The sequence below is a fragment of the Saccharopolyspora sp. ASAGF58 genome, from assembly GCF_012277335.1.
In the GTDB taxonomy this organism is placed as follows: Bacteria; Actinomycetota; Actinomycetes; order Mycobacteriales; family Pseudonocardiaceae; genus Saccharopolyspora; species Saccharopolyspora hattusasensis.
On record NZ_CP040605.1, the window covers coordinates 4,475,397 to 4,488,711 of the forward strand.

The following is a 13,315-nucleotide window of genomic DNA, read 5'->3' on the forward strand; positions in this document are numbered from 1 at the left end:
TCATCACCTCGTTTCCGTCCGCTCCATCATGGCAGAACAAGGGACTGGACTTCACGCGCGCGAACGGGGCCGGAGCGTTTGCCGCCCCGGCCCCTCTTGCACATGATCAGGCCGGGATGGAGGCCACTCCCGGGGCGAGGAAGCGCTTGCCGTTGACCTTCTCCGCGATGCCCGCGCGGTCCAGGTACGGCGTGACGCCGCCAAGCCAGAACGGCCAGCCCGCACCGAGGAGCATGCACAGGTCGATGTCCTGCGCCTCCGCGACCACGCCCTCGTCGAGCATGATCCCGATCTCCTCGGCCAGCGCGTTCAGCGCCCGCTCGCGGACCTGCTCGGACGTCGACGGCTTGTCGCCCTGCTCCCACAGCGCCGCGACCTCGGGGTCCACGACTTGCCCGCCCGTCGCCCGGCCGCCGCCCTCCACGGAGGCGCTTCGCGCCGCTGACTGACTGGACTCGTCGGTGATCCACACCGCGGTCTTGCGCGCGTCGACGAACCGCTGCATGTTGTCGCTGAGTCCGAACCGGTCCGGGTAGGCCGCGTGCATCGTCTCGTTGACGTGCTGGGCGACCGCGGGGCCTACCAGCTGCAGCAGCACCATCGGGGTCATCGGCAGGCCCAGCGGCTCCAGCGCGTTGTCGGCCACGTCGAACGGCGTGCCCTCGTCGATGGTCGCGATGACCTCGCCCATGAAACGGGTCAGCAGCCGGTTCACCACGAACGCCGGCGCGTCCTTGACCAGCACGCACGACTTCTTCAGCTGCTTGCCGACCTTGAACGCCGTCGCCAGTGCCGCGTCGTCGGTCTGCTCGCCGCGCACCACCTCCAGTAGTGGCAGCATCGCGACCGGGTTGAAGAAGTGGAAGCCGACGACCCGCTCCGGGTTCTTCAGCTTCGAGCCCATCTCGATGATCGACAGCGACGAGGTGTTGGTGGCCAGGATCGCCTCGGGGGAGACATGCTCCTCCAGCTCGGCGAACACCTGCTGTTTGACCGACATCTCCTCGAAGACGGCCTCGATGACGAAGTCGGCGTCGGCGAACGCCCTCTTGTCCAGCGAGCCGGTGACCAGCGCCTTGAGCCGGTTCACCGCGTCCGTCGACAGGCGGCCCTTGGCGGCGAGCTTGTCGATCTCGCCGTGGATGTAGCCCACGCCGCGGTCGATGCGCTCCTGGTCGACGTCGGTGATCACCACCGGCACCTCCAGGCGGCGCACGAACAGCAGCGCCAGCTGACCGGCCATCAGCCCAGCGCCGACCACGCCGACCTTGGTGACGTTGCGCGCCAACGACTTGTCGGGCGCCCCGGCGGGCCGCTTGGCACGCTTCTGGGTCAGGTCGAAGGAGTAGAGCCCGGAGCGCAGCTCGTCGGACATCAGCGCGTCGGTCAGCGCCTCGGTCTCGGCGGCGTAGCCCGCGTCGAGGTCGTTGCCCCTGGCCAGCTCGATCAGCTCGACGGCCTTGGTCACCGCGGGGGAGGCGCCGTGGGTGCGGGACTCGACGATGCCCTTGGCGCGGGCGACGGCGTCGTCCCAGGCCTTGCCGCGGTCGATCTCCGGGCGAGTCACGGCCTGCTCGCCGTTGACCACCCGGACCGCCCACCGCACCGACTCCTCCAGGAAGTCCGGGCTCTCCAGCAGCTCGTCGAAGATGCCCAGCTGACGGGCCTTCTTCGGGTTGAGCATCCGGTTCTGGCTAAGCGCGTTCTCGATGATCACCGTCACCGCGGCATCCGGCCCGATCAGGTTCGGCAGCAGCTGAGTGCCGCCCCAGCCCGGGAACAGGCCCAGGAAGCACTCCGGGAACGCGATGGCGCCCGCGTTCGACGCCACCGTCCGGTAGTGGCAGGACAGCGCCAGCTCCAGGCCGCCGCCGAGCGTCGCGCCATTGACGAACGCGAAGGTAGGGATCTTCGACTCGGTGAGCCGGCGGAACACGTCGTGCCCGGCCTGGGCGATCTGGTGGGCGTGCTCCCGTTCGGTGATCCGCCCGATGCCGGAGAGGTCCGCGCCCACGGCAAACACGAACGGCTTGCCGGTGACCGCGATGGCCGCTGGCTCGGCGGCGAACGCCTCGTCCAGCGCGGCCTTCAGACTGGCCAGACCGCCCGGGCCGAAGGTGGACGGCCGGGTGTGGTCATGGCCGTTGTCGATGGTGATCAGCGCGAGCTTGCCGCCCAGGCCGGGCACGTCGACGAGCCTGGTGAACGCCTTGGTCACCACTTCGTCGGGGAACAGCGCCGCGAAGTCCGTCGTCGAAGTTCCGACTGTCATCGGGCGCCTCCTGCGTTGTAGTTCGGGTTTTCCCAGATGACCGTTCCGCCCATGCCGAAGCCGATGCACATGGTCGTGATGCCGTAGCGCACCTCGGGGCGCTCGGCGAAGTGCCGGGACAGCTGGGTCATCAGCCGCACGCCGGAGGACGCCAGCGGGTGGCCGCAGGCGATCGCGCCGCCCCACGGGTTGACCCGCGGGTCGTCGTCGGCGATGCCGAAGTGCTCCAGGAACGCCAGCACCTGCACGGCGAAGGCCTCGTTGATCTCGAACAGGCCGATGTCGTCGATGGTCAGCCCGGCGCGCTGCAGCGCCTTCTCGGTGGCGGGCACCGGCCCGACGCCCATCACCTCCGGCTCCACGCCGGCGAAGGCGTAGCCGACCAGCCGCATCCCGGCCGGCAGGCCGAGCTCGGCGGCGGTGTCCGCGTCGGCCAGCAGGCAGCCCGTCGCGCCGTCGTTGAGGCCCGCCGCGTTGCCCGGGGTGACCCGGCCGTGCGGCCGGAACGGCGTCTTCAGACCGCTCAGCGCTTCGACCGTGGTGCCCGGGCGCGGCGGCTCGTCGGTGGTGGCCAGGCCCCAGCCCTGCTCGGAGCGGGTGGACACTGCGACCAGGTCCGGCGTGATCTTCCCGGCCCGCAGAGCCTCGTCGTAGCGCTGCTGGCTCAGGGCCGCGTAGGCGTCGGTGCGCTGCTTGGTCAGCGTCGGGAACCGGTCGTGCAGGTTCTCCGCGGTCGAGCCCATGATCAGCGCCGACGGGTCGACGATCTGGTCGGAGACGAAGCGCGGGTTGGGGTCGACGCCCTCGCCCATCGGGTGGTTGCCCATGTGCTCGACGCCGCCGGCGATCGCCACGTCGTAGGCACCGAAGGCGATGCCGCTGGACACGGTGGTCACCGCCGTCATGGCGCCGGCGCACATCCGGTCGATGGCGAAGCCGGGGACCGACTTGGGCAGCCCGGCCAGCAGCGCCGCGCTGCGGCCGATGGTCAGGCCCTGGTCGCCGATCTGGGTGGTCGCGGCGATGGCGACCTCGTCGATGCGCTCCGCCGGCAGTTCCGGGTGCCGCCGCAGCAGCTCCCGGATGACCTTGACGACCATGTCGTCGGCGCGGGTCTGGGCGTACTGGCCCTTCGAACCGGCCTTGCCGAACGGCGTGCGTACGCCGTCGACGAAGACCACGTCCCGAACCGCTTGGCGGCTGCGGCTGTCGGCGGGTGCCGACGCAGGTGCGGCCACGGCGTGCTCCTCACTGGCTTGGTGGATGGTGCCGACCGGATCAGACCATCTCTACCGGCCGGGAACCGCACTCTAGCGCTTATTACCCACCGGTAACCACATGGGCGCGCGTGTCGGCTGTCTCACATCCTGATCAGCGCCTCCGTCGGTGGCCACTTCTAGGCTGACCCCGTGCTGTACGTGCCTACGGCGGTGGCCCCGGACCTGGCTTCGGACCTCGTGAACCGGTTGGACTGCGGACGTGGCGGGCGCCGCGACGATCGTGCACTGCCGTGAGATCGTCCGGAGCAGCCCGGGCTTGTCGGCCGCTGAAGTCCGATCCGTACACGACAGGCGGCTCGTAATGGTTCAGGCTGACGGCATGAGCGAAACCTCAGAGCGCTACCGAACGCTGGCTGCCGAGTTCACCCGCCGAGTCGAGGCGGTGCCCGCTGACACGTGGGCGACGCAGTCTCCCTGCGAGGGCTGGACCACGCTGGACGTCCTGCGCCACGTCATTGATCTGCACCGCGACATCCCCAGCTGGGCGGGCTTGACGGTCACCCTGGCGAAGGTTGTCGACGATAACCCGTTGGGAGCGTGGTTGGAGGCCCGCGACGCACTCCAAGCGCTGCTCGACGATCCGCAGCGGGCGCGGCGGGAGTACGACGGGATGTTCGGCCGCACCACGGCCGAGGCGACGATCGACCGGTTCCTGTGCTTCGACCTGCTCGTGCACGGATGGGACATCGCCAGGGCCACCGGACAGGACGAGCGGCTGCCGGCGGAAGAGGTGACGAGGGTGTACGCCGATGTTCTCGCCCTTGGGGACAACATCCGGCACAAGGGAGTCTGCGGCCCAGAGGTCCGCATCGCCGACGACGCGCCCGAGCAGGACCGCCTGCTCGCCTTCCTCGGCCGCAATCCGTAGTCGACGATCCCGTGCGGCGGCTCCGCGCGGAACCGCCGCCCGGCGAACGTCAGTCCGTGGCCGTCGCGTGGAGGGCCTTGCTCAGGGCCTCGGACGTGAGGTTGATCTGCCACTCGCGGGCGCCCTTGTCGCGCAGCAGCCCGGCCACGCCATAGGCGCTGCGGTCCTCCGGCGGGGTCCAGCAGGTCCGCCGGACCAGATCGGGGAGCAGCAGGTTCTCCACCGGCAGGTTGTTGCGCTCGGCGATCTTCGACAGCGCCGAACGCGCCGCGGACAGCCGCGCCGCGGCCGCCGGATCCCGGTCGGCCCAGCGGTTCGTCGGGGGCGGGCCCTCGTGCGGTGAGGCTGGGGCCGGCAGCTCGTCGTTCTCCAGCCGACGCGCCGCCCGCAGGGCCTGCAACCACATCGCGGCCCGGCGCCGTTGCTGACGCCCGCCGAACACCGGCAGGGCGACGAGGTCGGCCTCGGTCTTCGGATTGGCCTGCGCGGCCTGCACGATCGAGGAGTCCGGCAGCACGCGTCCCGGCGCGAGATCGCGATCCCGCGCGACGTTGTCCCGGGTCTCCCACAGGGCTCGAACGGCCGCCAGCTGTCGAGGATTGCGCACCCGGTGAATGCCGGACGTGCGGCGCCAAGGCTCGGCACGCGGCGCGGCGGGCGCGGCGGTGCGGACCGCCTCGAACTCCTCGTGCGCCCAGTCCAGTTTGCCCTGCCGCTCCAGCTCGTCGCGCATCGCGTCGCGCAGGGCGGTCAGCAACTCCACATCCAGTGCGGCGTACACTAGCCAGTCCTGGGGGAGCGGTCGGCGAGACCAGTCCGCCGCACTGTGGCCCTTCTCCAGCCGGTAGCCGAGCATGCGCTCCACGAGCGCACCGAGCGACACGCGCTCGAACCCGGCGAGCCGGCCAGCCAGTTCGGTGTCGAACAAGCGCGCCGGACGCAGGTCGAGCTCGGCGAGACACGGCAGGTCCTGCGACGCCGCGTGCAGCACCCACTCCGCGTCGGCCAAGGCCGGCAGCAACGGATCAAGCGCACCGTCCAGCGCGATCGGGTCCACCAGCACGGTGCCGGCGCCTTCTCTGCGGAGTTGCACCAGGTAGGCGCGTTGCGAGTAGCGGTAACCCGAAGCGCGCTCGGTGTCCACGGCGACCGGTCCGGTCCCCGCAGCCAGTGCGTCTGCGGCCGCGTTCAACGCGGCCGTTGTGTCCACCACCGGCGGCACGCCGTCGGTGGGTTCGGTCAACAACACCGGCTCCGGGCGGTCGGACCCAACGGTCTCGGGGCTTGCAGCTTCCACGGCTACCAGACCTTACGTGCTTCGGCCCGCGCCGTGGGGCCACTCCACCCGAGCTCGTCGGGTCGACCGCCCGATGCAGGTGCGTCAGCGTCCGGTCATCGGATCACGCCGGCCCGCATGGCCAGCGCAACCATCTGTGCCCGGTCGCCGGTGCCCAGCTTGCGCCCTATCCGCGACAGGTGGCTCTTCACCGTGAGCGCGGACAGGTTCAGGGCCTCGCCGATCTCCTTGTTGGAGCGGCCGTCGGCCACCAACTGGAGCACCTCGACTTCGCGCCCGGACAGCTCGCGAGGCGTGTTGTCCGTTCCCGGCACGCGGGTACCGGCGGCAAGCACCGGCGCCACGCTGGGATCGGCGTACACGCCGCCGTCGAGCACGCGGCGCACACCGTCGGTGACCACCATCGGCGAGGCCGACTTCAGCAGGTACGCCTGCGCACCTGCCTGGAAGGCAGCCCGGACCGCATACGGGTCATCCGACGAAGCGAGCACCACGATCCGTGGCCAGCCCTGGCTCCGGAGTTCGGTTACCAGCTCGATGCCGGTCCCGTCCGGGAGCCCGAGATCGAGAATTGCGAGGTCGCAAGGACCGGTCGCCAGGGCACGAGCCCTGGCTTCGGCCATGGATGCAGCCTCGTGCACCGTGCCGGCGCCCATCTGCAGCAGCCGGGCGGCGATTGCCTCCCGGAGCAGCGGATGGTCGTCCACCACGAGCACCGTGAACAGCTCTTCCCGCGGGTGCGGGACCATGTTGGCCGGCAAAGTGCCGGCGGGCGTGGTTCGAGCGGCCTGACCTAAGCCGACGGCAGCCACGTCACTACCTCCCTGGAGTCGGTCGTGCCCCCCGACCGGCACCGGGACTCTCGACCAATCAGCCGCGCCACTGATCGACCGAAAGTGGTGTCGTCGGGGGCAGCGTAACCGCCCAAGCGGGTCAGCGGGACGATCAATCGGGTATCTATCCCGATCGAGTTGTTACCTGAACATGATCGTATCGCTCTTTTGGGTGACCGTGAGCTATCTCCGTAACGTCGGAGCGTGGCCAAGCGACGTAATATGGATGTGAATTGTGAAAAGTTTCGCAATCAACGGTTTCGGGGTCCCGCCAGGTCTTCGCGAAAGGAAATCGCGCTTCGGCGTGTCGCCGCCGCGAGCGAGCGGATCGGTTGCGCCGAACCTTACGCGCCGGAGTCGACCGGCACAGCCGGTGATCGGGCTATCCGGATTCAGTCTCGCGGAGCCGTGTTGCTGGGCCGTCCGCCGAGCATCGAGACGCCTTCCGGTGGCAAGCCCGCTGCACTCGCCATCAATTCGTGGAACGCGGCCGCGTGCGGTTCCAGGTGGGCGTCGGTGGCCGTCCAGGAGCCGCGCAGTTCCAGGTCATGGCTGCGGGTCGGGCCCGCGATGTCGCCGAACCGGGCCGACGAGGTCAGCGTGACCGTGCCGCCAAGGGCGGTCCAGGACGCGCCGGAGTCCTCCAACGCGTCGGTCAGCCACGACCAGCCCACCGCCGGCAGCAGCGGGTCGGTGGCCAGTTCCGGGTCGAGTTCGGCCCGCAGGTAGACGACGAGCCGCAACACGCCGTCCCACGCCTCCTGACCCTCCGGGTCGTAGAGAAGCACCAGCCGAGCGGTGGCGAGCTCGCCAGCCGGCCCGTTCGCCTCCGCGGCGAGCGCATGCGCCCAGGGCGACAGGCGCTTCGGTGGCCCGACCTCGCTTAGTTCGATCTCGGCCCGCGGGCGGAACGACGTCAACGCGGCAACAGCCTGCCGGAAGACTTCGGGCGTCGCCGACATCTCCGTCACGCCGGCGACTGTAGGCGGCCGGACACGGGCGGTGGCGGAGGCACGCCGAACGGGGTATTCGCGAGCTTCGCGCTTGACTATGCGTGGCGGCGCGGACAGCGTGGCGGCGCGGACAGCGTGGTGTTCCGGGGCGACGGCGTGTCAGCGGCCAACGGCAGACTCTCGGCCAGGGGCGGGAGGCAGGCGTGCGAAGATTGCCGCGCAAGCCCGGCCGGCCCGCCGCGGCGCCGTCCCAGGGACACCGATCGACATACGGACAGCGACCTCGATGACGAACTCCGCGAACTCCGCGCCGGTCTCGGCCCGCCGGGACCTCGCCGACGCCCCCCTGCTCGTCGCCGCTCGCGGCGGTACCCCCCGGCACACCCCGGTCTGGTTCATGCGGCAGGCGGGTCGTTCGCTGCCGGAGTACCGCAGGGTCCGCGAGGGCGTGCCGATGCTGCAGGCGTGCCTGACGCCGGAACTCGTCAGCGAGATCACGCTGCAGCCGGTGCGCCGGCACGGAGTGGACGCCGCGATCCTCTTCAGCGACATCGTGCTGCCGCTTTACGCGGCCGGCATCGGGCTCGACATCGTCGCGGGCACCGGCCCGGTCGTGTCGAACCCGGTGCGTACCGCCGCCGACGTCGCCGCGCTGCCGAGACTGGACCCGGCGCAGGTCGCTCCGGTCGCCGACGCGATCGGACTGCTGGTGCGCGAACTGGGGGAAACGCCGCTGATCGGGTTTGCCGGCGCCCCGTTCACGCTTGCCTCCTACCTGGTGGAGGGCGGCCCGAGCCGCAACCACGAGCGCACCAAGGCGCTGATGCACTCCGACCCGCAGACCTGGCACGCGCTGCTGGAGCGGCTGGCGGACACGACGCTGGAGTTCCTGGAGGCGCAAGTGACGGCCGGGGTCGATGCGATCCAGCTCTTCGACTCCTGGGCCGGGGCCCTGTCGCTGCGCGACTACCGCGAGTTCGTGCTGCCGCACAGCCGGCGGATCTTCGCCAGCATCGCGGAGATCGCGGACGTGCCGAAGATCCACTTCGGGGTGGGCACCGGCGAGCTGCTCGGCGCGATGCGCTCCGCCGGCGCCGACGTGGTCGGCGTGGACTGGCGGGTGCCGCTGGACGAGGCGGCGAACCGGCTGCGGGCGGCGTTGCCGGACGCGGCCGAGCCGGTGGTGCAGGGCAACCTCGACCCGGCGGTGCTGTTCGCCGGGTGGGACGCGATCGAGCGCGAGGTGCACCGGATCCTCGGCGAGGGCAAGGCCGCCGGCGGGCACATCTTCAACCTCGGTCACGGGGTGCTGCCCACCACCGACCCCGAGGTGCTAACGCGCGTCGTCGAGCTGGTGCACGCCGCGAGCGAGCAGTGATGGCGCACCGGATCGCGGTCGTCGGAGGCGGGATCGCTGGTCTCACCGCCGCCTACCGGCTTCGTCGCGAGCTGGGGCCGGATGCCGAGATCGTGCTGCTGGAGCAGGGTGACCGGCTTGGCGGCAAGCTCCGCACGGTCGAGCTGGCCGGTTGCCGCTACGACGTCGGGGCGGAGGCATTCCTCGACCGGCGCCCGGAAGTCCGGCAGCTCGTGGAGGAGCTCGGCGTGCCCGAAGAAGTCGTGCACCCGGGTGCGGTGTCCGCGACCGTGCGCGTCGGCGGCCGGACCTGCCGGTTGCCCGATGGGACCGTCATGGGCGTCCCGGCTTCGGCGGACGCGGTGCAGGACGTGCTTTCCCAGGCCGGGGTGGCCGCGGTCCGGGCGGAGGCGGACCTGCCGCCCGTTCGGCTCGGCGGCGCCGACATCTCGGTCGGCGAGCTGCTGCGCGGGCGGGTCGGTGACGAGGTCGTCGACCGCCTCGTCGAGCCGCTGTTGGGCGGCGTCTACGCGTGCAGTGCGGACTTGCTCGGCTTGCGGGCGACAATTCCGGCGCTGGCCGCGGCACTCGACGCCGGAGCGGAGTCGATCACCGCGGCAGCGGCCTCGGCACTGCCCTCGCCGAAACCGGCAGACTCGCCGGAACCACCGGTGTTCGGCGCGTTCCGCTACGGCTACCGGGAACTGATCGACCGGCTGCTGATCGCCGCCGACGCCCAAGTGCGGCTGGGGTTCCCGGTGCGGCAGCTGGCACGAACCGATTCCGGCTGGCGCCTGGAGATCGGTGCCGCGCCCAGCCCGGAGTTCCTGGATGTCGACGCCGTGGTGCTCGCAGTGCCCGCACCGGCCGCCCGAAAGCTGCTCGACGACGCCGCTCCGGCGGCCGCGGCGAAGCTTGCGGCGGTGGAACAGTCGTCTTCGATCGTGGTCGGGCTCGCCCTACCGCCGGACACGCGGCTGCCCGAGGCATCCGGGGTGCTGATCGCGCGCGGCGAGCAGCACGCCGACGGGACCCCGTTCACCGCCAAGGCGTTCACCTTTTCCAGCAAGAAGTGGCCGCACCTGTGTGGAACGGACGGCGAGCTGCTCGTGCGCGGCTCGGTCGGCCGGTTCGGTGAGGCGGCGGAGCTCCGCTTGGACGACGCCGAGGTGCTGCGCCGGGTCGCGGCGGATTTCGCGGAGCTGACCGGGACCTCCGCGGTTCCGGTGGACTCCGTGGTGGTGCGTTGGGGCGGCGCCCTGCCGCAATACGGAGTGGGTCACCTGGACCTCATCGCCGACGTCGAACGCGCCGTGGCCAAAGTGCCGGGGCTGGCGATCGCCGGTGCGGCCTTGCACGGCGTCGGCGTCCCGGCCTGCATCGCCACCGGGACGGCGGCAGCGACCGATATCACGCGAGACCTCCTGCGGGCCGGTCCCCGCGAAGTGGGACGATGAGGACATGGCGCGGCTGAACTACAACGAGCTCAACGACACGATCCGCTACACCATGTGGTCGGTCTTCCGGATCGAGCAGGGCACCCTGCCCGAGGACCGGGAGAAGGCCGCGCAGCAGACCCAGGAGTACCTGGACTCGCTGGCCGAGTCCGGCGTCGTGGTCCGCGGCGTCTACGACGTCTCCGGTCTGCGCGCCGACGCGGACTACATGATCTGGTGGCACTCGGAGCGGATCGAGGAAGTGCAGGCGGCCTACACCGGGTTCCGCCGGGAGACCCCGCTGGGGCAGGCGTCCGAACCGGTGTGGAGCAACGTCGCGCTGCACCGCCCGGCGGAGTTCAACAAGAGCCACATCCCGGCCTTCCTGGCGGGCGAGGAGCCGCGCAAGTACATCTGCGTGTACCCGTTCGTGCGCTCCTATGAGTGGTATCTGCTGCCGGATGACGAGCGCCGCACGATGCTGGCCGACCACGGCAAGGAAGCCCGGGACTACCCGGACGTCCGAGCGAACACGGTGGCCTCGTTCGCGCTGGGCGACTACGAGTGGATCCTGGCCTTCGAGGCGGACGAGCTGCACCGGATCGTCGATCTGATGCGCCACCTGCGCGGCACCGAGGCACGCCTCCACGTCCGCGAGGAGATCCCGTTCTACACCGGTCACCGGGTCGGCGTACCAGACCTGGTGACCCGCCTCCCCTGACTGGGCGGCCGTGGGGTTAGCGCGATAATAGCGCTGTTGCGCTATTATCGCGCTATGGCGACCATTCAGATCCGGGACATCCCGGAAGAGGCGTACGAGACGATCCGCAAACGAGCACGATCCGCTGGGATGTCGCTGCAGGCGTACATGCGCGATGAAGTCGTGCGCATGGCGTCGCGCCGGACGAAGGAAGAAGCGCTCGCGGCAGTCGAGGCGGCACTCGCTCACGATCGCGGCACCGGAGTGACCGTCGAGAGCATCCTCGCGGCAAAGGATGCTGATCGGCGTTGAGCGAATTCGTCGTTGACGCCTCAACCCTCGTGCTGGCAACCACAGTCGTGTCGGACGGGGCCCGTGAGGTGCGCCGTCGGCTGCTGCAGAGCGAGTGCCACGCACCGCACCTTGTCGACGCAGAGGTCGGGAACGTGCTTAGAAGGCAGGAATTGGGCGGGCAGATCGAGGCGGAAGCCGCGACGACTGCGCTCCTCGCGATGAAGCACTTGGTCGACCACCGCTATCCCCACGTAGGTCCGCTCAGCCAAGCAGCCTGGGAGTTGCGTGGTGTGGTCACGTTCTTTGACGCGCTCTACGTGGCGCTGGCTGCTGGCCTGGACGTGCCGCTGCTGACAGCCGACGCGAGGCTGTCCCGCGCTCCCAAGCTCCCGTGCAAGGTGGAATTGATCATGTGATCGTCACTCCGCTGGGACGAGGCGGACGGCGATCGAGTTGATGCAGTAGCGCTGGTCGGTGGAGTGGGTAGCCCTCACCTTCGAAGACGTGGCCGAGGTGGCCGTGGCAGGCGGCGCACAGAACCTCGGTGCGGACCATGCCGATGAGCGGTCCTCGCGGAGGATCACCGCGTCGTATTTACCGCACGGGATCGTTGATCTGATACGCCACCGCCTCGACGTCACCGACTTCGTCGCCCGCCTTCCCTGATCGAGCGCTTCAGGCTGCCTTGGGATTCCCGCTGACCAGTTGGTGTGCTCGCTGGTACGAGATGCCGAGGACTTCGCCGATCTCGCGCATCGACATCCCCTGATCGTGCAGAGTTCGGGCGGCACCGCGGAGTTCCTCGGCCGCGTGCCCTTGTGCATGGGCGGCTCGTGACCGGAGTTCTGCTGCGCGGTCCAGGCGCTCTTGCACCTCTGGTGGAAGCGAGATGGTGACGTCGAGGTCGATGGTCTCCGCAGACTCTCCGGTCATGATTTCGATGAGGTCCTGGGCCATCTCGCGAATCTCGCTGACCCTGCGCGCCTGGGTCCATCGTTCGATGGCAGGAACGTGGATCAACCAGAACTTGCCGTCCCGCGTGACTGTCACCTGGTATGTAGTCATCGCTGCTTCCACCACTTCTCCCGAGTTCCCCCTGGCATTCCTTGAAAATGCTGAGAGCGAGATTCTCGCCGAGTTCTGTGTGCCTCGGGACCGGAATGATCGCTGACCCAAGACGGTAGTCCACGCTGTCGTGGACGCGTTCTCTCAGTGCTGGTCGTAGGTGTTATCTGGGCTGTGGTCATCGGAAAACTCCTGGCCCTGCAACGAGATCGCCGCATAAGGTTCGGCGCATGGGTGGCCTGCTTCCGAAAGACGTTGTTCGTCGCGGCTACGATGCCGTGTCCTACTACTACCGGCGGGATGATGGCAGCAGCCACGGCTTCGCCGGTTCAGCTTGAGCGGCGACGAAACAGAAGCCCCGTCATGGACACTGTTCATGACGGGAATCAGCGCAGTCATGAACAGCGCAGGCTGTGGTGTCTGCGCGAATTTGGGTGCGTTGGCGTTCGACTAGGTTGAGCGCACCCCAGATCTGCGGCCGGTCAGGGCAGCTTGATCGGTTACGCCTCGTCCTTCGGTTCCAGCCGCAGCGCGATGGAGTTGATGCAATACCGCTGGTCGGTGGGGGTGCCGTAACCCTCGCCCTCGAACAGGTGGCCGAGGTGGCCGTGGCACGAGGCGCACAGGACCTCCGTGCGGACCATCCCGAGGGAGCGGTCCTCGCGGAGGATCACCGCGTCGCTGCCGGTCGGGTCGTAGAACGACGGCCAGCCGCAGTGTGATTCGAACTTGGTGTCGCTGCGGAACAATTCCGCCCCGCAGCCGCGGCACTCGTAGACCCCGACCGCCTTGGTGTCAACGTACTCGCCCTGCCAGGCCGGCTCGGTGGCTGCTTGGCGCAGCACCGCGTACTCGTTCGGGCTGAGCTGTTCCCGCCACTCCTGCTCGGTTTTGGTGATCTTCGGGGTTCCTGAGACCGGATCCATGCCTCCACGCTAATCCGTCCGAAGATCGACTGCA

The 13,315-nt window shown here is 69.5% G+C and carries 13 protein-coding genes and 1 pseudogene; 6 read left to right on the top strand and 8 right to left on the bottom strand.

Annotated features, from left to right (window positions below; genetic code table 11):
* Positions 1 to 106: 106 nt before the first annotated feature.
* Entirely contained in the window at positions 107 to 2,272 is a 2,166-nt protein-coding gene (locus FDZ84_RS21445; RefSeq protein ID WP_168587363.1) for a 3-hydroxyacyl-CoA dehydrogenase NAD-binding domain-containing protein, read from the bottom strand.
* On the bottom strand, positions 2,269 to 3,510 hold the full coding sequence (locus FDZ84_RS21450) for a thiolase family protein (protein ID WP_210435034.1): 1,242 nt from the start codon (positions 3,508 to 3,510) through the stop codon (positions 2,269 to 2,271). Before FDZ84_RS21450 ends, FDZ84_RS21445 begins: the two co-directional genes overlap by 4 nt.
* Positions 3,511 to 3,871: 361 nt before the next feature.
* Between FDZ84_RS21450 and FDZ84_RS21455 the strand changes: the two genes are divergently transcribed.
* Positions 3,872 to 4,420, top strand: a complete 549-nt coding sequence (locus tag FDZ84_RS21455; RefSeq protein ID WP_168587364.1) for a TIGR03086 family metal-binding protein — start codon at positions 3,872 to 3,874, stop codon at positions 4,418 to 4,420.
* A 49-nt stretch (positions 4,421 to 4,469) separates the two neighbouring features.
* On the opposite strand, the gene FDZ84_RS21460 is transcribed toward FDZ84_RS21455, so the two are convergent.
* From FDZ84_RS21460 to FDZ84_RS21470, 3 genes are all read right to left on the bottom strand, one after another.
* On the bottom strand, positions 4,470 to 5,717 hold the full coding sequence (locus tag FDZ84_RS21460) for a ribonuclease D (RefSeq protein WP_210435035.1): 1,248 nt from the start codon (positions 5,715 to 5,717) through the stop codon (positions 4,470 to 4,472).
* Between the two features lie 95 nt (positions 5,718 to 5,812).
* Positions 5,813 to 6,466 carry a response regulator transcription factor gene (locus FDZ84_RS21465; protein ID WP_175548076.1) on the bottom strand — a complete coding sequence of 218 codons (654 nt, stop codon included), beginning with the start codon at positions 6,464 to 6,466 and terminating at the stop codon, positions 5,813 to 5,815.
* Positions 6,467 to 6,942: 476 nt separating this feature from the next.
* A complete protein-coding gene (locus FDZ84_RS21470; RefSeq protein WP_246868325.1) occupies positions 6,943 to 7,512 on the bottom strand; it encodes a DUF3000 domain-containing protein in 570 nt (189 codons plus the stop codon).
* Positions 7,513 to 7,789: 277 nt separating this feature from the next.
* Between FDZ84_RS21470 and hemE the strand changes: the two genes are divergently transcribed.
* From hemE to FDZ84_RS21495, 5 genes are read left to right on the top strand one after another with little or no spacing between them, the layout of a single operon-like run.
* The gene (gene hemE / locus FDZ84_RS21475) at positions 7,790 to 8,881 is read left to right on the top strand and encodes a uroporphyrinogen decarboxylase (protein WP_168587366.1); all 1,092 of its coding nucleotides are present in this window, start codon (positions 7,790 to 7,792) and stop codon (positions 8,879 to 8,881) included.
* A complete protein-coding gene (hemG, locus tag FDZ84_RS21480) occupies positions 8,881 to 10,317 on the top strand; it encodes a protoporphyrinogen oxidase (RefSeq protein ID WP_168587367.1) in 1,437 nt (478 codons plus the stop codon). The genes hemE and hemG overlap by 1 nt, the downstream gene beginning before the upstream one ends.
* A gap of 4 nt (positions 10,318 to 10,321) precedes the next feature.
* Positions 10,322 to 11,017 carry a hydrogen peroxide-dependent heme synthase gene (hemQ, locus tag FDZ84_RS21485; RefSeq protein WP_168587368.1) on the top strand — a complete coding sequence of 232 codons (696 nt, stop codon included), beginning with the start codon at positions 10,322 to 10,324 and terminating at the stop codon, positions 11,015 to 11,017.
* Between the two features lie 36 nt (positions 11,018 to 11,053).
* Complete coding sequence (locus FDZ84_RS21490; RefSeq protein WP_246868326.1) at positions 11,054 to 11,308, top strand: antitoxin; 255 nt, start codon at positions 11,054 to 11,056, stop codon at positions 11,306 to 11,308.
* Positions 11,305 to 11,706 carry a type II toxin-antitoxin system VapC family toxin gene (locus FDZ84_RS21495; RefSeq protein ID WP_168587369.1) on the top strand — a complete coding sequence of 134 codons (402 nt, stop codon included), beginning with the start codon at positions 11,305 to 11,307 and terminating at the stop codon, positions 11,704 to 11,706. Before FDZ84_RS21490 ends, FDZ84_RS21495 begins: the two co-directional genes overlap by 4 nt.
* Positions 11,707 to 11,709: 3 nt before the next feature.
* Here the strand turns inward: FDZ84_RS21495 and FDZ84_RS21500 are convergent.
* From FDZ84_RS21500 to msrB, 3 genes and pseudogenes are all read right to left on the bottom strand, one after another.
* Positions 11,710 to 11,880, bottom strand: a pseudogene (locus FDZ84_RS21500) (peptide-methionine (R)-S-oxide reductase); the annotation flags it as partial.
* A gap of 85 nt (positions 11,881 to 11,965) precedes the next feature.
* A complete protein-coding gene (locus tag FDZ84_RS21505) occupies positions 11,966 to 12,355 on the bottom strand; it encodes a hypothetical protein (protein WP_168587370.1) in 390 nt (129 codons plus the stop codon).
* Between the two features lie 500 nt (positions 12,356 to 12,855).
* Complete coding sequence (gene msrB, locus FDZ84_RS21510) at positions 12,856 to 13,281, bottom strand: peptide-methionine (R)-S-oxide reductase MsrB (RefSeq protein ID WP_168587371.1); 426 nt, start codon at positions 13,279 to 13,281, stop codon at positions 12,856 to 12,858.
* Positions 13,282 to 13,315 lie beyond the last annotated feature (34 nt).